Origin of the sequence: Pseudomonas sp. PA-6-3C (assembly GCF_021605825.1) — a bacterium.
GTDB lineage: Bacteria > Pseudomonadota > Gammaproteobacteria > Pseudomonadales > Pseudomonadaceae > Aquipseudomonas > Aquipseudomonas edaphica.
This window is the reverse complement of the sequence record NZ_WKDV01000018.1, coordinates 64,481-83,076: the sequence shown is the minus strand read 5'-3', so window position 1 is coordinate 83,076 and position 18,596 is coordinate 64,481. Positions and strand designations below refer to the sequence as shown.

Genomic DNA, 18,596 nt, shown 5'->3' with positions numbered 1-18,596 from the left:
CGCGGAGCGTGGGCACGATCAGCGCGCTACACCAAAGCTGTTGGGCTGCAGTTGGCGCACCTCGGCCTCGTGGCAGATATCCAGCAAGAACCCCAATAGCGTGCGGGTATCGCGTGGATCTATCAGCCCGTCGTCCCACAGGTTGGCGCTGCCATAGAGGGCGGTGGACTGGCTGTCGAGTTTCTGCGCGGTGACCTGTTCGAGCATGTCCAGCACCTTGGGGTCGGGCACCAGACCGTCCTTCAATTGCTTGGCCTCAGTCACGATGCGCAGCACCTTGCCCGCTTGCGCGCCGCCCATCACCGCCGTGCGGCTGTTGGGCCAGGCGAAGATAAAACGCGGGTCCAGGCCACGGCCGCACATTGCATAGTTGCCCGCGCCATAAGAGCCGCCGACCACCACCGTGAGTTTAGGCACCCGCGCATTGGCCACCGCCTGAATCATCTTCGCGCCGTGCTTGATCACGCCTTGTTGCTCCGATTCGGTGCCGACCATAAAGCCGGTGGTGTTGTGCAGGAACAGCAGCGGCGTGCGGCTCTGGTCGCACAGTTGGATAAATTGCGCCGCCTTGCTCGCGCCCTTGGGCGTAATGGGGCCGTTGTTGCCGATCACACCGACGGCGCGGCCCTGGATATGCAAGTGGCCGCAGACGGTGTGGGCGTCGAACTCGCCTTTGAACTCCAGAAAGTGCGAGCCGTCGGCCAGGCGTGCGAGGATTTCGCGCACGTCGTAGGGTTTTTTCGGGTCATCGGGGATCAACCCCAGCAACTCGTCGATAGGATACAGCGGGTCCTTGTAAGCCCGTTGTGGAGCGGGTGGCAGGCGATCATCCCACGGCAGCAGGCTGACGATTTCGCGCACGATGCGCACGCCATCGGCATCGTTTTCCGCCAGGTACTCGGCCGTGCCGGCGGTTTGCGCGTGCATCTCGGCGCCGCCCAGCTCTTCATCAGTCGCGACTTCGCCGGTGGCGGCCTTGAGCAGCGGCGGCCCGGCCAAAAACAGCTTGGCCTTGCCGCGCACCACCACCACGTAATCCGACAGCCCCGGTTGATACGCGCCGCCCGCCGTGGCCGAGCCGTGTACCACGGTGATCTGCGGCAAGCCCATGGCCGACATGCGCGCCTGGTTGGCGAAGCTGCGTGCGCCTTCGACGAAAATCTCGGCGGCGTAATTGAGGTTGGCACCGCCGCTTTCCGCCAGGGTCACCACCGGCAGTTTGTTTTCCATGGCGATCTGTTGCAGGCGCAGGGATTTTTTCAGGCCGGACGGCGAAATGGTGCCGCCCTTGATCGCGCTGTTGTTGGCCACCACCAGCATGCGTACGCCGCTGACGTAGCCGATACCGGCGATCAAGCCGCCTCCGGCCGCGCTGCCGTCTTTGTCATCGTGGAGTTTGTAGCCGGCCAGGCTGGCCAATTCCAGAAACGGCGCGCCGGGGTCCAGCAGCAGGTTGAGGCGCTCGCGGGGCAACAACTGGCCGCGTTTGTCGAACTTGGGTTTGGCTTCCTGTGCTTTGGCGAGCAGGTTGTGCTCCAGTTGGCGCAACTGTTGGATGCTTGCCAGCATGGCTTCACGGTTGTGCGCGAACTGTGGGCTGTGGGCGTCGATCAGGCTTTCAATCACCGGCATGGTTCAGTGCTCCGTCTTCAGCACATCGGGTAAATAGGCGCGGTGGAAACCGTTGAACGGCTCGCTCGGCGGCTGCGCCTTGTGCAGCGGCCAGGCGCGGCTGCCCAGGCTGGCAGCGCCGTCGATGCGCAAGGTGCTACCGCTGATAAACGCGGCGGCGGGGCTGAGCAAAAACACGATGGCCGCGCTGACTTCCGATTCGGTGCCGATGCGCTTGAGCGGCACGTGCTCACGCAGGGTGGGGATCACTGCCTTGAACGCGCCTTCGTAGGTGTCCATGCCGCTGGACGCAATCCAGCCCGGCGCCACGGCGTTGACGCGTACACCGGCGTAACCCCATTCGAAAGCGGCGGTCTTGGTAAAGTTGTCCATGCCTGAGCGTGCAGCACCCGAGTGGCCCATGCCGGGCATGCCGCCCCACATGTCGGCGAGCATGTTGACGATGGCGCCGCCGTGCTTGTTCATCGACTGGTTGAACACTTCACGGGCCATCAGGAAACCGCCCACCAGGTTGGTGCGCAGTACGGTTTCAAAGCCTTTTTGATTGATCGAAGCCAGTGGCGACGGGTATTGACCGCCGGCGTTGTTCACCACCCCATGGATCGGCCCATGCTCGCGGATGATCTGCGTGACCAGCGCTGTCACTGCTTCTTCATCGCGAATATCGCAGGCCAGCCAGTGCGCGGTGCCGCCGTCTTCGGCGATTTCGGCGGCCACCTGTTGCAGCTTTTGCGGCTTGCGCCCCACCAGTATCACACTGGCACCAAGGGCCGCCAGTTCATGGGCAGTGCAGCGGCCAATGCCACTGCCGCCGCCAGTGACTATCACGGTTTGCCCCTGGAACAGGTCGGCTTTGAAGATCGAGTCGAAGGCCACGGCGACGGTCCTTTAGGAGAGTTGATCGGCTATGTGTTGCGGCACGGCGATGGGGATTTCCAGCAATTGTTGGGCGAAGGCCTTGCCTTGCGGGTCGATGCGCAGGCTGGCGATGCCGCCGCCGCCCAAGGCGTTTTCCAGCAGGAAATTCAAGCTGTGGCTGCCGGGCAAGTACCAGCGCTCGACACGGCCGTGAAGTGGGTCGAGCACGTGGCTCATCCAGTCGACGATCACCTCCGGGGTCAGCGCTTCGGCGATCCAAGGCAGGTAGTCGGGGTGGCGGGCGATTACGCCGATATTGCTGTGGTTGCCCTTGTCGCCGGAGCGCGCCACGGCCAGTTTCACCAGGGGCACACTGGCGTCCGCGCGGCCTTCGGGTTTGGGTGGATCAATCGGCGCGGCGGGTGTGCGCATCGGCGCTGATGAAGGCAACGCAACGGTGTGCCGCGCGCCTTGGAAGTCGACCTGCGGTGCGCAGGATGATTTGTCGACCAGGAATGAAAACAGCCGGATCAGCGGGTACACGGTCGGTCGCCCGCCGACAATGCCGGTCAAGCCGGGTGCCATGCCGGTCGCCGCCTGGGCGATCTCGCGGGCGAACAGCACCAAGGCCTGCTTGCTGGGGTGGCGTACCGCCAATTTCACCACCACCTCGCGGCAATCCTGGCGCTGGGCGTGGGCACCGTAGGTGGCTTCGCTGCCGAGCAGTTCAATGTTTACCTCGGTGTAAGGCGCCCAGCCGCGTTGGCTGAACAGTTCCGAGGTCTTGTTGATGATCGCCTGGCTGACTCGCTCGGCCTTGGCCACCGCGTCGATCCCGGCAATCAGGCAACTGGCGGTGCAACGGAAACCGTCGGGGTAAGTCGCGCTGACCTTGTACTGGTCGGTGGGCGGTAAACCCTTGGCGCCGTGCAGGCGCACGCAGTTTTGGCCTTGCTGCTGCAGCTTGACCTGGCTGAAATCGCAGATCACTTCGGGCAGTAAATACGCGCGCGGGTCGCCGATTTCATACAGCAACTGTTCGGCCACGCTGAGTTCGCTGATCAGCCCACCGGTGCCGGCGACTTTATTCACGGTAAATTGGCCGTCGGTGCTGACTTCGACGATGGGAAAGCCGATGTGCTCGTAGTCCGGTACATCACGCCAATCAGTGAAGTTACCGCCGCTGCACTGCGCGCCGCATTCGATGATATGCCCGGCGAGCGCGGCTTGAGCGAGGCGGTCGTAGTCCTGCCACGACCAGTTGAATTCATGCACCAAGGCGGCGCTGACCACGGCGCTGTCGACCACGCGCCCGGTAATCACAATATCGGCGCCCAGCGCCAGTGCCTGAGCAATGCCGGGTGCGCCGAGGTAGGCATTGGCCGAGACGCACACTGGCGGCAGGGGCGCGCCGTTGAACATATCGGTAATGTTGTGCAATTGCTTGAGTTGAGGTTGCAGGTCGTCGCCCAGCAGTACGGCGATTTTCAGCGGCACACTGGCCTTGTCGCAGGCCGCTTGCAGGGCGGCGGCGCAGGCGTGCGGGTGGATGCCGCCGGCGTTGCTGATCACACGGATGCCCTGGCGCTGGATCTCCCCCAGCAACGGCGTGAGCACCTCGACAAAATCCGTGGCGTAACCGGCCTGGGGATCTTTCATCCGCGCACCGGCGAGGATCGACATGGTGACTTCCGCCAGGTAGTCGAACACCAGGTAATCCAGGACGCCGCCGTGCACCAATTGGGCGGCGGCCGTGCAGGTGTCGCCCCAGAAGGCGCTGGCGCAGCCGATACGAACCGTCTTGCTCATGAGAAATCCTTCCTCTGATGGCTGGTGTCGAGACTACCAAGCAAGCGCTTGGTTTGTAAACGGTTGATGTAAGTTTTGCCCAAGCGCTTGCTTGGCTGGCGGCCACGGCCTAAATTGCCGCCCAAGACGTCAGTAGAGATGAAGGAGAGCAGCATGGATGAGCAAAAAGCCCTGCGGGTGATGCGCACCATGGTCGACGGCGGCCAGTTGACCGACCCCGACAGTGCCCGGGGCAAGTTGCTGCAAACCGCGGCTCACCTGTTTCGCAACAAGGGTTTCGAGCGCACGACCGTGCGTGATTTGGCCAGTGCCGTGGGCATTCAGTCCGGCAGTATCTTTCATCACTTCAAGAGCAAGGACGAGATCCTGCGTGCCGTGATGGAGGAAACCATCCACTACAACACCGCGATGATGCGCGCATCACTTGAAGAGGCCAGCAACGTGCGTGAGCGCGTGCTGGCGCTGATCCGCTGCGAGTTGCAGTCGATCATGGGCGGCAGTGGCGAGGCGATGGCAGTGCTGGTCTATGAATGGCGTTCGCTGTCGGCTGAAGGCCAGGCTCAGGTGCTGGCGCTGCGCGATGTGTATGAGGACATCTGGCTGCAGGTGCTGGGCGAGGCCAAGACGGCGGGTTACATCAGGGGCGATGTGTTTATCACTCGACGCTTCCTGACCGGCGCCTTGTCCTGGACCACCACCTGGTTTCGCGCCGAAGGCAGCCTGACCCTCGAGCAGTTGGCCGAGGAGGCGCTGTTGATGGTGCTTAAAGCTGATTGAGGCGCAAGCTATTAATTTGCCGACGGAAAGTTGTCTCCCCTGACAAAAACGCCTAGCTTATTGCCATCAGAGTGTTAAACGGTGTGTGCCTCAATGTTTTCGCCATGGCGGCTGGCTGCAGGACTGACTATATGGGCACTGGGCACCGCGTGGTGGCTGCCGGCGTCGGCCGCGCAATTGGTCAGGATCGGCGCCGCGCACTTCCCGCCCTACACCGTTCGGCCCGAGCAGGGCGCCGATACCGGTTTGTTGCCGCAACTGGTCGAAGCCCTGAACGCTGCGCAAACCGACTACCAGTTTGTGTTGGTGCCGACGTCGATTCCACGGCGCTTTCGTGATTTCGAGCAAGGTCGGGTCGACATGGCCATCTTCGAAAACCCCGACTGGGGTTGGCAGGATATTTCCCACACCAGTGTCGACATGGGGTTGGAAGATGCAGAAATCTTCGTCGCCCAACGTAAGCCCGGCCGCGACCAAAGCTATTTCACCGACCTCGCCGGTAAGCGCCTTGCAGTGTTCAGCGGTTATCACTACGCCTTTGCCGGTTTCAACCCCGACCCCAAGAACATGGCCGAACACTTCAACGCCACATTGACCTACTCCCATGACAGCAACCTGCTGATGGTGGCGCGCGGGCGTGCCGATATTGCGCTGGTCACGCGTTCGTACCTGAGCGACTTCATGGTGCGTAATGCGGACATGGCCGGGCAGTTCCTGGTCTCGGAGCGGATTGACCAGGTGTATCACCACTACGCGCTGGTACGGCCCAAAGCGCCGATCACCGGCGCGGCGTTCGCCGAGCTGCTCAAGCACCTGCGTGAGAGCGGGGAGATGTTGAAGATCTTCGAGCCGTATCGCATTGATGTGAGGCCGGTGCCCTGATTATCTGCGCAGGCCTGTTGTGGCCACCTGGCTTGTTGTGGCAAGCAGGCTTGTTGTGGCGAGCAGGCTTGCCCTGCGTTGGGCTGCGAAGCGGCCCTAAAACCGGACACTCGGTCCTAATTGGAAGAGCGCGGTGGCCTTACTGGGGCCGCTTCGCAGCCCAACGCAGGGCAAGCCTGCTCGCCACAACAAGCTCGCATGCCACAGTAAGCTCGCTTGCTACCGAGAGTTTCATGATCCCGTCCTCTGAGCTGTTCAAACCCGCCTTCGGCCTCGGCAACCCCCACTTGCAAACCCTGTGGGGGCCGCTGTGGCGCCCTACCACCCATATCGAACGCCAACGCGAACGCCTGTGGCTGGACGACGGCGACTTTCTCGACCTCGACTGGCATGGGCCCCATGACGCGCAAGCGCCATTGGTGCTGGTGCTGCACGGGCTGACCGGCTCGTCCAACTCGCCTTATGTGGCCGGGCTGCAAAAAGCCCTCGCAGCTCAAGGCTGGGCCAGCGCCGCCTTGAATTGGCGTGGGTGCTCAGGCGAGCCAAACCTGTTGGCACGCAGCTATCACTCCGGTGCCAGTGAAGACCTGGCGGCGGCGATTGCCCACCTGCGTGCCAAACGACCCTTGGCGCCGCTGTATGCGGTGGGTTATTCGTTGGGCGCAAATGTGCTGCTCAAGCACCTGGGCGAAACCGGCGAGACGTCCGGGCTGCAAGGCGCAGCGGCGGTGTCGGTGCCGTTTCGACTGGACCAGTGCGCTGACCGTATCGGGCTGGGCTTTTCGCGGGTGTACCAGAAGCACTTCATGCGCGAGATGTTGGCGTATATCCGCGTCAAGCAAAGCCGCTTTGTGAAGGATGGCCGGGCCGAAGGGCTGAAAACCCTGGAAGCCCTGGGCTCATTGGAGAAAATGCGCACGTTCTGGGACTTCGACGGCCGGGTGACCGCACCGTTGCACGGGTTCCTCAGTGCCGAGGACTATTATCGTCGCGCCTCGAGCCGTTACTACTTGGGCGAAATCCGCACGCCAACCCTGATTATCCAGGCCGCCGATGACCCGTTCGTGTTTGCTCACAGCCTGCCCGAGGCCAGTGAACTGTCGGATTGCACCGAGTTTGAGTTGTTGGCCAAGGGTGGGCATGTGGGGTTTGTGGATGGGACGTTGAAACGCCCCAGTTACTACCTGGAGCGCCGTATTCCGCAGTGGTTACTGACACAACACGGTTAAAAAATGTGGGAGCTGGTTTGTGTGGGAGCTGGCTTGCCTGCGATAGCGGTGTGTCAGCCAATAATTAGCTGACTGACACTCCCTCATCGCAGGCAAGCCAGCTCCCACACAAACCAGTTCCCACAGTTTTATTGGGTTTACATGGCTATTCAATCAGTCGCCGGTTGCAATCTGCCGTGTGGGGTCGGTAATCCACTCACTCCACGACCCCGCATACAACTTGCCCAACGGGTAACCGGCCAAACTCAAGGCAAACAAGTTGTGGCACGCCGTCACGCCCGAACCGCAGTACGCCACCAGTTCATCCGGTGACCGGCCCTGCAACTGTGCGGCGAAGCGCTGCTTGAGCTGATCGGCCGGTAGAAAGCGGCCATCACTGCCCAGGTTTTCGGTGAACGCTGCACATTGCGCACCGGGAATGTGCCCGGCAATCGGATCAATCGGCTCTACCTCGCCGCGAAAACGCGCCGCTGCACGGGCGTCGATCAAGGTGAGGCCCGGCTCACCCAAGCGCTTTTGCAAATGCTCGGCGTCCAGCAGCAGGCGGTTGTCCGGCTTACCGGCGAACGCTCCCGACTCCACCACCGGTGCATCGAGGCTCAACGGGAAACCGGCGGCGTGCCAGGCCTTGAGACCACCGTCCAGGATAAACACACCGTCACGCTTGCCCAGCCAGGCCAGCAACCACCACGCGCGGGCGGCATAGGCGCCAGGGCCGTCGTCGTACAGGACGATGTCGGTGTTGGCATGGATGCCCCAGGCCCGCAGTTGCGCAACCAAAGTGTCCGCCGCCGGTAACGGGTGGCGGCCGGTCACGCCTTTGGTCACCGGCCCACTGAGGTGGCGCTCCAGGTCGGCATATTGCGCGCCTTCGATATGCCCTTCGGCATAGCTGCACAGCCCGTAGTCCGGGTCTTCGAGGGCAAAACGACAATCCAGGATCACCAGCCCCGCGGCCTTTTGGCGTTCGGCCAATTGCTGGGGGCTGATCAGTTGGGCAAGCGACATGACGGGCTCCTGTGAACAGATTCGGGAAAGGTCCTACTTCACTTCTTCCAGTGCCTGGTTCAATGGCACGTAAAACTCTTTGAACAAGGCATCCACCGCCTCTTTCGCCTGGGGCGTGACAAACCCCGCCTCCAGCACCAGCACCTGATACACACCGCGCTTGATCGCTTCGGCGCTCAAGTGCGCGGAGTTCTCATTGGTGGTGCACAGGAACCGCACCCACGAGGTGAGGATGATCCAGGCATTAAGGGTCAGTGCCTCGGTTTGCACCGGGTCCATACTGAGGATGCCAGCGTCGACAAACCCTTGGTAAATGGCCCCGCCCTGGATCAGGCAGCGCTGGGAAAACCGCCGGTAGCCGGTGGCCAGTTCCGGGTCGCTTTCCAGCAGGTGTTCGAGGTCTCGGTGCAGGAAGCGGTAGCGCCACATGCCGGCCAGCACGGCCTGCAGGTAAAAGCGCTTGTCTTCGACAGTCACCGCACGGCCCTGTGGCGGGCGCAGGAAACTGTCCACCAGCGCTTCGTACTCACGAAACAGCACGGCGATGATCGCCTGCTTGTTGGGGAAGTGGTAGTACAGGTTGCCCGGGGAAATTTCCATATGGGCGGCGATATGGTTGGTACTGACGCTGCGCTCACCCTGCTGGTTAAAAAGCTCCAGGCTGGTTTGCACAATGCGCTCGCTGGTCTTTACTCGTGGTGCCATAGGGGATCAGCTTCTGAACACGGGATGGGGCATCTTACGGCCTATCCTTGTCAGGATAAATCCGCATGTTGCTGCAATGACATTTGACAATTTAGAGCAATGACTCTAAAAATCCAGGCAGACCTATAACAATCGGGAACTGCGCCATGTCTGCCAACGTTGCCTACCTGCAAGATTCCCAGGCGCTGGATCAACTCCAGGACCTGTTCGACGCCCAACGTCGCGCCTATGCGGCCAACCCGATGCCGCCAGCTGCACAGCGCAAGCAGTGGCTAAAGGCTTTACGCGACGTGCTCAGCGACGAACGCCAGGCCCTGATCACCGCGATCAGCCAGGACTTCAGCCACCGCAGCGCAGACGAAACCCTGTTCGCCGAGTTGATGCCCAGCCTGCATGGCATTCACTACGCCAGCAAACACCTCAAAGGCTGGATGAAACCTTCCCGGCGTGCGGTAGGCATTGCCTTCCAACCAGCGTCAGCCAAAGTCATCTACCAGCCGCTGGGTGTGGTCGGGGTGATTGTCCCCTGGAACTACCCGTTGTACCTGGCCATTGGGCCGCTGGTCGGGGCTTTGGCGGCGGGAAACCGGGTGATGCTCAAACTCAGCGAATCCACGCCCGCCACGGGCGAACTGCTGAAGGCGCTGCTGGCCAAAATCTTCCCCGAAGACCTGGTGTGCGTGGTGCTGGGCGAGGCCGAAGTGGGCATGGCATTTTCCAAATTGCGCTTCGATCACCTGCTGTTCACCGGCGCCACCAGCATCGGCAAACACGTGATGCGCGCAGCGGCCGAGCACCTGACACCGGTTACCCTGGAGCTCGGTGGCAAGTCGCCAGCCATTGTTTCCGCGGACGTGCCACTCAAAGACGCCGCCGAGCGCATTGCCTTCGGTAAATGCCTGAATGCCGGGCAAACCTGCGTGGCACCGGATTACGTGTTGGTGCCGGAAGACCGCGTTGAAGGTTTCGTCGAGGCCTACAGCAACGCCGTTCGCGGGTTTTATCCGACCCTGGCCGACAACCCGGACTACACCGCCATCATCAATGAGCGGCAACAGGCCCGGCTCAATGCCTACGTCAAAGACGCCACCGACAAGGGCGCCACCCTGATACCGCTGTATGACCAGGGCCAGGCACGGCGTATGGCCCATAGCCTGTTGCTGAATGTCAGCGACGAGATGGCGGTGATGCAGGACGAAATCTTCGGCCCGGTGCTGCCGATCGTGCCTTATCGCGGCCTCGACCAAGCGTTTGCCTACATCAACCAGCGCCCTCGCCCACTGGCCCTGTATTACTTCGGCTACAACAAGGGCGAACAGAACCGCGTGCTCCACGAAACCCATTCCGGCGGTGTTTGCCTCAACGACACGCTGCTGCATGTGGCCCAGGACGACATGCCCTTTGGCGGCATCGGCCCGTCGGGCATGGGCCATTACCACGGCCATGAAGGCTTCCTCACGTTCAGCAAGGCCAAAGGGGTGCTGGTCAAACAGCGCCTGAACGCGGCGAAACTGATCTACCCGCCTTACGGCAAAGCCATCCAGAAGTTGATCCAGAAGCTGTTTATCCGCTGATTCCGCCACCCTCGGGATAACAATAACAATGAACCCTAGCCTGACTGAAACACCCGCGCTGTCACGGCGCGGCGTTCTGAAAATCGGCCTGTGCGCCAGCGCATTCCTGGCCACCGCCGGCTTGGGGGCCAGCCTCAGCGGCTGCTCCAGCAGCACCCCGGCCAGTGGCTTTGCCATGCTGCGCAGCAGCGACTTGCCGTTTTTGCGCGCAATCATCCCGGTGTTGCTCGAAGGCGCGGCCAGCGCCCAGGACGTGGTCGCCGGTATCGAAGACACCCTGAAAAAACTCGACTACAGCCTGCAAAACCTGTCGCCGGAGATGTTCAAGCTCACCCAGCAACTGTTCGACGTGCTGAGCATGGGCATCACCCGTGGCCCGTTGACCGGCATTTGGGGCAGTTGGGAAAACGCCAGCAGCGATCAGATCCGCAACTTCCTGCACCGCTGGGAGAACAGCTACCTGAACCTGCTGCGCATGGGCCAGGGCTCGCTGCTCAAGCTGGTGATCATGGCCTGGTACTTCCGGCCACAATCCTGGGCGCATTGCGGCTACCCCGGCCCACCGAAGATCTAGCCCTGGCAACCCAATCAAACATGTGGGAGCTGGCTCGCCTGCGATAGCGGTGTATCAGCCAGAAATGAAAGGCAGGCAGACCGCCATCGCAGGCAAGCCAGCTCCCACACTGAATGCAACTTCGTATAAAAATAAGAGTGCACTTCTATGCCCGTACCCGATCTGTTCCGCGATGGCCTGGCCCGTGGCTGGAAAACCCACAATGGCGCCGCCCTCAGCAATGACCTGACCCTGGAAGCCGATGTGGCCATTATCGGCAGTGGCGCGGGTGGCGGCACCACTGCCGAGATCCTCAGTGCTGCGGGCTACAAAGTGCTGCTGATCGAAGAAGGCCCGCTCAAGACCAGCAGCGACTTCAAGCTGCTCGAAGACGAAGCCTACGCCAGCCTCTACCAGGAAGGCATCGGCCGCATGAGCAAGGACGGCGCGATTACTATCCTGCAGGGCCGTGCCGTCGGTGGCACCACGCTGATCAACTGGACCTCGAGCTTTCGCACACCCGATGCCACCCTCGCCCACTGGGCCAGTGAATATGCAGTCAAGGGCCACAGCAGCGCAGAAATGGCGCCGTGGTTCGAAAAAATGGAACAGCGCCTGGGCATCGCCCCTTGGGCCATTCCACCGAATGCCAACAATGATGTGATCCGCAAAGGCTGCGAAAAGCTCGGCTATAGCTGGCACGTGATCCCGCGCAACGTGCGCGGCTGCTTCAACCTGGGTTACTGCGGCATGGGGTGCCCGGTCAACGCCAAGCAATCGATGTTGGTGACCACCATTCCCTCCACCCTGGAAAAGGGCGGCGAACTGCTCTACCTCGCCCGCGCCGAACACCTGAAATACAGCGGCGACACCATCAGCAGCCTTGAATGCGTGGCCATGGATGAGCGTTGCGTGGCGCCTACCGGGCGCAAGATCACGGTCAAGGCCAAGCATTACGTGCTCGCGGGCGGTGGCATCAACAGCCCGGCGCTGTTGATGCGCTCGGACGCGCCCGACCCGCATTCGCGGCTGGGCAAGCGTACCTTCCTGCATCTGGTGAATTTCTCCGCGGGGCAGTTCGACGAGGTGATCAATCCGTTCTATGGCGCTCCGCAGTCGATCTATTCCGATCACTTCCAGTGGCAGGACGGCACCACCGGTAAGATGTCTTACAAATTGGAGGCGCCGCCGCTGCATCCAGGCCTGGCCAGCACGCTGTTCGGCGGCTACGGCACCGGGAACGCGCTGGACATGAGTCAGTTGCCCCACACCCACGCCATGCTCGCCCTGCTGCGCGACGGCTTTCACCCCGACAGCCCCGGCGGCACGGTGGAATTACGTGGCGACGGCACACCGGTGCTCGACTACCAGGTCTCGGACTACGCCTGGGACGGCCTGCGTCGTGCGTTTCATACCATGGCCGAGATTCAGTTCGCGGCGGGCGCCAAGTCGGTCAAGCCGCTGCATCATGATGCACGCTACGTAAATACCCTGGCCGAAGCACGCAGCCTGATCGATGGCCTGAGCCTGGAACTGCACCGCACCACGCTGGGCAGCGCCCATGTGATGGGCGGTTGCGCCATGGGCGAGGACCCGAAAAACGCGGTGGCCGACAGCCTCGGCCGTCATCATCAATTGCGTAACCTGTCGATCCACGACGGCTCGCTGTTCCCCACCAGCATTGGCGCCAACCCACAATTATCGGTGTACGGGTTGACCGCGCAACTGGCGACAGCATTGGCCGAACGTCTGAAAACAGCATGAAAAAACCGGGTATTCACGGTATCTATCTACATAAGTCGACTTGGCCCACCGGGCATGCTGCGATACCATCCGGTTCCCCAACGGACTCCGCCAGGACGACGCGATGAACCGAGTGTTGTACCCAGGTACCTTCGACCCGATTACCAAAGGCCATGGCGATCTGGTCGAACGTGCGTCTCGCTTGTTCGACCATGTGATCATCGCGGTCGCCGCCAGCCCCAAGAAAAACCCAATGTTCCCCTTGGAACAGCGCGTAGAGCTGGCGCGTGAGGTCACCAAGCACCTGCCCAACGTGGAAGTGGTGGGCTTTTCGACGTTGCTGGCGCACTTTGCCAAAGAGCAGAACGCCAATGTGTTCCTGCGTGGCCTGCGCGCGGTGTCGGACTTCGAATACGAATTCCAGCTGGCCAACATGAACCGCCAACTGGCGCCGGACGTGGAAAGCCTGTTTCTGACGCCGTCGGAACGTTACTCGTTCATTTCCTCGACGTTGGTGCGTGAAATTGCCGCTTTGGGCGGAGATATCACCAAGTTCGTGCATCCGGCCGTAGCCGATGCGCTGACCCTGCGCTTCAAGAAGTAAGGCTCTTTGTGGCGAGGGAGCTTGCTCCCGCTGGACTGCGCAGCAGTCCCAATGGTTTCGAGCAAAGCGGGGCCGCTCCTCGCCCCAACGGGAGCAAGCTCCCTCGCCACAGAGGCAACGACCCACATTCGGGCTTGCCACACGCTCGCACTGCGGGCGCCAATGCGGCACAATTGCACGCATTAGTTTTCAGATGCCCTGGCTGACAGCCCTGGCAGGAGTTTCCATGTCCCTGATCATCACCGACGATTGCATCAACTGCGACGTCTGCGAACCCGAGTGCCCGAACGCTGCGATTTCCCAGGGCGAAGAGATCTACGTGATCGACCCCAACCTGTGCACCCAGTGCGTCGGTCACTACGACGAGCCTCAGTGCCAGCAAGTGTGCCCGGTGGATTGCATTCCGCTGGATGAAGCCCATCCGGAAACGGAAGAGCAGTTGATGGCCAAGTACCGGTTGATTACCGGCAAGGCCTGAAGTTATTTATTGCCTGTAAAGGCCTCATCGCAGGCAAGCCAGCTCCCACATTTAGAGTGGTGAATACATCCAAATGTGGGAGCTGGCTTGCCTGCGATGGCGACATCAGCCATCACCCGACACTCAGCTCTGGCACTTTGGGCAAAACACACTCGCCCGCTGCCCCAGCACCACATTGCGCAACTCGCTCCCGCAGACCTTGCACGCCTCACCGCCCCGGCCGTAGACGTACAGCTCCTGCTGGAAATACCCCGGTTGCCCATCACCGCCGATAAAGTCCCGCAACGTGGTGCCACCACGCTCGATAGCTGCCGCCAGCACGCGCTTGATCTCGATCGCCAGCTTCAAATAACGCCCGCGTGAGATACCACCCGCAGCCCGGCGCGGATCTATCCCTGCCGCAAACAACGCTTCGGTCGCGTAGATATTACCCACGCCCACCACCACCGCGTTGTCCATGATGAACGGCTTCACCGCTATCGACTTGCCACGCGACAGCTGGAACAGACGCTCGCCATCAAACAGGTCGGTCAACGGCTCCGGCCCCAGGCGCAGCAACAGTTCGTGGTTGTGCGGGTCCTGGCTCCAGAGCATCGCGCCAAAACGCCGAGGGTCGGTATAGCGCAGCGCCAGGCCCGACTCCAGCTCAATGTCCACATGCTCATGCTTGAGCGCTGGCAAGCCGACTTCCACCAGGCGCAAATTGCCCGACATACCCAAATGGCTGATCAACGTGCCCACTTCGGCATTGATCAACAGGTACTTGGCCCGCCGCTCCACCAGCACGATGCGCTGCCCGGACAGGCGCACATCCAGGTCTTCCGGGATCGGCCAGCGCAGGCGCCGTTCACGCACCACCACACGGCTGACGCGTTGGCCTTCCAAATGCGGCGCAATCCCGCGCCGGGTGGTTTCGACTTCGGGTAACTCGGGCATGTGTACCTCTTGATTAAAGGGTCAGTGCGCGCCCAGTTCGCGGATCGATAGCTTCAGGCTTTCAAAGTCGTAGTCCGACAGGCCCACGTAATCCAGCACCAGATGCCCGATGGCATCCCACTCATGGTCCGCCGATTGGTTGCCCAGCACGCGGTGGGACGAGCAGATGTGCTCGGCCATCTTGAGGATCGCCAACAGGTTTTTAAGTTGCGGGTTGCGCGACGACTCATCGCTGAAAATCGCCAGGGCGTTGTGGTGGTTGGCGATGGCGTCGGTCACATGCTCCGGCAGGCGCCAGGATTTGGCGGTGTAGTAACCCACCACGGCATGGTTGGTGTTGAACGCGTTGTTCTCGGTGTCGACCACCCGGCAATCCGGGCCGGCATTGGCGTAAGCCTGCTCCAGCACCGCCATGTAATTGGGGAAGCGCTTGAGCATCAGCGGCACGCCGCAGTCGTGGAACAGGCCCAAGGCATAGGCCTCGTCGACCGTTTGCGAGCCGGTGCGCTTGGCCAGGGTCAGGCAGGTCATGGCCACGTCCTGGGCGGTGTCCCAGAAGCGGTTGAGGGTGACGATGGTGTCGTCGCTCATCTCGCCCTTGATCGACTGCGCGTTGATCAGGTTGATGATCGAGCGGCTGCCCAGCAGGTTCACCGCGCGCTGGATCGAGGCGATCTTGTTGCTCAGGCCGTAGTACGGCGAGTTGACGATCTTCAGCAGCGCACCAGACAGGCCTGGATCCTGGGAGATCAGCCGCGCGATCACTTCCAGGTCCGGGTCGGGCATGTACTGCTCCATCTGCAAATCCACCATGATTTGCGGTTGAGGCGGCACGCTGATGCCTTGCAGGGCCTGCTGGATCTGCTCGGCGGAAAGCTCTGGGGACATAAATACACACTCTGGACTAGGCGCGAATTCTAACCTCTATGGGAAGCTGACCGACACCTCAAAAACCGGATTGAATGTGGGCTCTGGGCTTGTGTGGGAGCTGGCTTGCCTGCGATTGCATCACCACCGTACGTCAGATACACCGAGTCGCCTGCATCGCAGGCAAGCCAGCTCCCACATGAATAACGGCGCAACAGGTATACTCCCGCTCTTTTTTCCGGAGCGACGTCATGTCCCTGCCTAGCCTGCGTCTCAAAGCCAACGCCGATCGTCGTTTGCGCAACGGCCACCTGTGGGTCTACAGCAACGAAATCGATGTGGCCGCCACACCTCTTCACGGCTTCCAGGCAGGCGACCAGGCTATCCTGGAAGCGGCTGGCGGCAAGACCCTGGGCATCGTGGCCATGAGCCCGAACAACCTGATCTGCGCCCGCCTGCTGTCACGCGACATCAAGTTGCCGCTGGACAAATCGCTGCTGGTGCACCGCATCAACGTCGCACTGTCCCTGCGTGACCGCCTGTTCGACAAGCCGTTCTACCGCCTGGTCTACGGTGATTCCGACCTGTTGCCGGGCCTGGTCGTCGACCGTTTCGGCGACATCCTTGTAGTACAGATCGCCTCGGCGACCATGGAAGCGCACAAAGAAGACGTGATCGCTGCCCTGACCCAAGTGCTCAAGCCAAGCGGCATCCTGTTCAAGAACGACTCCGCCGCGCGTGACGCCGAAGGCCTCAACTGCTATGTCGAAACCGTTTTCGGCCTGGTGCCGGAGTGGGTCACGCTGGAAGAAAACGGCGTGAAATTCGAAGCCCCGGTGATCCAGGGCCAGAAAACCGGCTGGTTCTACGACCACCGCATGAACCGCGCCCGCCTGGCCCCGTACGCCAAAGGCAAACGCGTACTCGACCTGTACAGCTACATCGGCGGCTGGGGCGTGCAAGCTGCAGCGTTCGGCGCCAGTGAAGTGTTCTGCGTCGACGCCTCCGCCTTCGCCCTCGACGGCGTAGAGCGCAACGCCGCACTGAACGGTGTTGCCGAGAAGATGACCTGCATTGAAGGCGACGTGTTCGAAGCCCTCAAAGAGCTGAAAGCCAGCGAAGAACGTTTCGACGTGATCGTCGCCGACCCACCGGCCTTCATCAAACGCAAAAAAGACATGAAAAACGGCGAAGGCGCCTACCGCCGCCTGAACGAGCAAGCCATGCGCCTGCTCAGCAAGGACGGCATTCTGGTCAGCGCATCGTGCTCCATGCACCTGCCGGAAGACGACCTGCAGAACATCCTGCTGACCAGCGCCCGTCACCTGGACCGCAACATCCAGATGCTCGAACGCGGCGGCCAGGGCCCGGATCACCCGGTGCACCCGGCGATTGCCGAAACGCGCTACATCAAGAGCATTACCTGCCGGTTGCTGCCTAATAGCTAAGTAACACGCAGATCAAATGTGGGAGCTGGCTTGCCTGCGATAGCGGTGGACCTGTTGACGAGTTTGTTGACTGACACTCAGCCATCGCGGGCAAGCCCGCCCCCACATTTTTCCGACACAAACCGTCCTTCAACGGTTTTGATTGAATTCCACATTTCGCAGACTAGTATCGGTTTCTGGAATTACTCCGGAAAACAAAAACAATGTCTGGGCCCTACCTCTCCCGCTTCATCCTCATCACCTGCATTTCCCTGATCAGCTTTTTCCCTATCAACATTCTGCTGCCCTCGTTTCCCGCGCTGGCTGCCAGGTTCGACACACCTACCGCAGAAATCGCACTGTCGATCAGTCTGTTCACGCTGGTGTTTTCAATTTCCCAATTGATTGCAGGCCCGCTGTCGGATAAATGGGGCCGCAAGGAAGTGCTGATCGGCTGCATTACGCTGTCGATCCTCGGCGCGATGGGTTGCGCGTTCGCGTCCGACTACCTGACCTTCCTGCTGTTTCGCTGCGTGCAGGCCATGGGCTGCGGGTTTTTCGTACTGGGCCATGCACTGGTCGAAGACCTGTTCGAAGAACAGGACCGCGCCCGCGTACGCCTGTATTACATGACCCTTAGCGGTTCGTTTGTGGCGCTCTCGCCGCTGATCGGCTCCTGGCTGCAAACCACCTTCGACTGGCAAGGCAGCTTCTACGGCTTTGCGCTGATGGCACTGGGCATGTTGATCCATGCGCTCTGCATCCTGCCGTCCAAGGCCGCCAGCCCGCACCGCGCGCCGGTATCAATCATCGGTACGCTCAGAGCCGTCGCTGGCAACCGCGACTTCCTGCGCTACTGGTGGATCGCCGCGCTGGTGTTCGCCTGCTATTTCGCCTTGATCAGCGTGACGCCGCTGATTTTCATGGATGCGTTGAAACTGTCCGAATACCAATACGCACTGGTGTTGATGGTGTACGGCGTGGCCTACCTGCTCGGTGGCGTCGCGGCATCGTACTTGCAGAAGCGCATCTCGCTGTCCCGGCAAATCAATATCGGGCTGGGATTGCTGCTGGTGGCCGGCATTTTGTTAACGCTGATTATCAGCGTTGAGGCCATCACCCCCCTGACTCTGCTGATCCCGATGCTGATCAGCGCCCTGGCCGTCACCCTTGTGCGGCCTGCTGCGATTTCGGCGGCGATGCTGCTGTTTTCCAGCAGCGCGGGCACGGCAGCGTCGGCGGGCAACAGCATCATGTTCCTGACCGCGGCCATCAGCAGCGCCGCCCTCGCGCAGACCGGCAACCATTTGCTGATGACCATCGCCGTAAGCTTCATCGTTTTCAGCCTGTGGGGCTGGGTGGCGAATGCACGTGTGGGTCGCTAGCAAGCGCCCTCGCCACAGACGGTCATTCCCTCCAGCCGCCAGCGGTGTAGAATCGGCCTTATTCATCGCCAGTCATCCCCCGGCGGGTTTATGAGCTCGAGGCCCAGGCACGCGGCGATCCCGCGACGC

17 protein-coding genes are annotated in these 18,596 nt (G+C 61.3%); 10 read left to right on the top strand and 7 right to left on the bottom strand.

Going from position 1 to position 18,596, the window contains the following annotated elements:
• Nucleotides 1-18: 18 nt before the first annotated feature.
• Genes atuC through GIW48_RS14420 form a run of 3 tightly spaced genes read right to left on the bottom strand, consistent with a single transcriptional unit; the run spans nt 19 to nt 4,299 of the window.
• Nucleotides 19-1,632, bottom strand: coding sequence for a geranyl-CoA carboxylase subunit beta (gene atuC / locus GIW48_RS14430; RefSeq protein ID WP_170040651.1), 1,614 nt, complete (start codon nt 1,630-1,632; stop codon nt 19-21).
• 3 nt (nt 1,633-1,635) lie between these two features.
• Nucleotides 1,636-2,508 carry an SDR family oxidoreductase gene (locus tag GIW48_RS14425; RefSeq protein ID WP_236461500.1) on the bottom strand — a complete coding sequence of 291 codons (873 nt, stop codon included), beginning with the start codon at nt 2,506-2,508 and terminating at the stop codon, nt 1,636-1,638.
• 12 nt (nt 2,509-2,520) lie between these two features.
• Nucleotides 2,521-4,299 carry an acyclic terpene utilization AtuA family protein gene (locus GIW48_RS14420; RefSeq protein ID WP_236461497.1) on the bottom strand — a complete coding sequence of 593 codons (1,779 nt, stop codon included), beginning with the start codon at nt 4,297-4,299 and terminating at the stop codon, nt 2,521-2,523.
• Between the two features lie 153 nt (nt 4,300-4,452).
• On the opposite strand from GIW48_RS14420, the gene GIW48_RS14415 reads away from it, so the two are divergent.
• From GIW48_RS14415 to GIW48_RS14405, 3 genes are all read left to right on the top strand, one after another.
• A complete protein-coding gene (locus GIW48_RS14415; RefSeq protein ID WP_099548899.1) occupies nt 4,453-5,076 on the top strand; it encodes a TetR/AcrR family transcriptional regulator in 624 nt (207 codons plus the stop codon).
• Nucleotides 5,077-5,169: 93 nt separating this feature from the next.
• Nucleotides 5,170-5,958, top strand: a complete 789-nt coding sequence (locus GIW48_RS14410) for a substrate-binding periplasmic protein (protein WP_017134981.1) — start codon at nt 5,170-5,172, stop codon at nt 5,956-5,958.
• A gap of 233 nt (nt 5,959-6,191) precedes the next feature.
• Nucleotides 6,192-7,187, top strand: a complete 996-nt coding sequence (locus GIW48_RS14405) for a hydrolase (protein ID WP_236460547.1) — start codon at nt 6,192-6,194, stop codon at nt 7,185-7,187.
• Nucleotides 7,188-7,340: 153 nt separating this feature from the next.
• Here GIW48_RS14405 and GIW48_RS14400 read toward each other — a convergent pair whose 3' ends face one another.
• Nucleotides 7,341-8,195: a sulfurtransferase gene (locus tag GIW48_RS14400; protein WP_236460548.1), complete on the bottom strand. Its 855-nt coding sequence runs from the start codon at nt 8,193-8,195 to the stop codon at nt 7,341-7,343.
• A 33-nt stretch (nt 8,196-8,228) separates the two neighbouring features.
• Nucleotides 8,229-8,900, bottom strand: a complete 672-nt coding sequence (locus tag GIW48_RS14395) for a TetR/AcrR family transcriptional regulator (protein ID WP_017139471.1) — start codon at nt 8,898-8,900, stop codon at nt 8,229-8,231.
• A gap of 146 nt (nt 8,901-9,046) precedes the next feature.
• On the opposite strand from GIW48_RS14395, the gene GIW48_RS14390 reads away from it, so the two are divergent.
• From GIW48_RS14390 to GIW48_RS14370, 5 genes are all read left to right on the top strand, one after another.
• Nucleotides 9,047-10,474, top strand: a complete 1,428-nt coding sequence (locus GIW48_RS14390; protein WP_017139472.1) for a coniferyl aldehyde dehydrogenase — start codon at nt 9,047-9,049, stop codon at nt 10,472-10,474.
• 28 nt (nt 10,475-10,502) lie between these two features.
• Nucleotides 10,503-11,048 carry a hypothetical protein gene (locus tag GIW48_RS14385; protein WP_017139473.1) on the top strand — a complete coding sequence of 182 codons (546 nt, stop codon included), beginning with the start codon at nt 10,503-10,505 and terminating at the stop codon, nt 11,046-11,048.
• A 147-nt stretch (nt 11,049-11,195) separates the two neighbouring features.
• A complete protein-coding gene (locus tag GIW48_RS14380; protein ID WP_017139474.1) occupies nt 11,196-12,791 on the top strand; it encodes a GMC family oxidoreductase in 1,596 nt (531 codons plus the stop codon).
• A gap of 103 nt (nt 12,792-12,894) precedes the next feature.
• Nucleotides 12,895-13,374, top strand: coding sequence for a pantetheine-phosphate adenylyltransferase (gene coaD / locus GIW48_RS14375; RefSeq protein WP_236460549.1), 480 nt, complete (start codon nt 12,895-12,897; stop codon nt 13,372-13,374).
• Nucleotides 13,375-13,600: 226 nt separating this feature from the next.
• Entirely contained in the window at nt 13,601-13,852 is a 252-nt protein-coding gene (locus GIW48_RS14370) for a YfhL family 4Fe-4S dicluster ferredoxin (RefSeq protein ID WP_017139475.1), read from the top strand.
• Between the two features lie 123 nt (nt 13,853-13,975).
• On the opposite strand, the gene mutM is transcribed toward GIW48_RS14370, so the two are convergent.
• Together mutM and GIW48_RS14360 are read right to left on the bottom strand one after the other, a co-directional pair.
• Nucleotides 13,976-14,788 (bottom strand): bifunctional DNA-formamidopyrimidine glycosylase/DNA-(apurinic or apyrimidinic site) lyase, encoded by an 813-nt coding sequence (mutM, locus tag GIW48_RS14365; RefSeq protein WP_099550323.1) that lies wholly within the window; start codon nt 14,786-14,788, stop codon nt 13,976-13,978.
• 21 nt (nt 14,789-14,809) lie between these two features.
• Nucleotides 14,810-15,622: an HDOD domain-containing protein gene (locus GIW48_RS14360; protein WP_169987622.1), complete on the bottom strand. Its 813-nt coding sequence runs from the start codon at nt 15,620-15,622 to the stop codon at nt 14,810-14,812.
• 284 nt (nt 15,623-15,906) lie between these two features.
• On the opposite strand from GIW48_RS14360, the gene GIW48_RS14355 reads away from it, so the two are divergent.
• Together GIW48_RS14355 and GIW48_RS14350 are read left to right on the top strand one after the other, a co-directional pair.
• On the top strand, nt 15,907-17,103 hold the full coding sequence (locus GIW48_RS14355; protein WP_177033840.1) for a class I SAM-dependent rRNA methyltransferase: 1,197 nt from the start codon (nt 15,907-15,909) through the stop codon (nt 17,101-17,103).
• Nucleotides 17,104-17,306: 203 nt separating this feature from the next.
• Nucleotides 17,307-18,467, top strand: coding sequence for an MFS transporter (locus GIW48_RS14350; RefSeq protein WP_177033839.1), 1,161 nt, complete (start codon nt 17,307-17,309; stop codon nt 18,465-18,467).
• Nucleotides 18,468-18,596 lie beyond the last annotated feature (129 nt).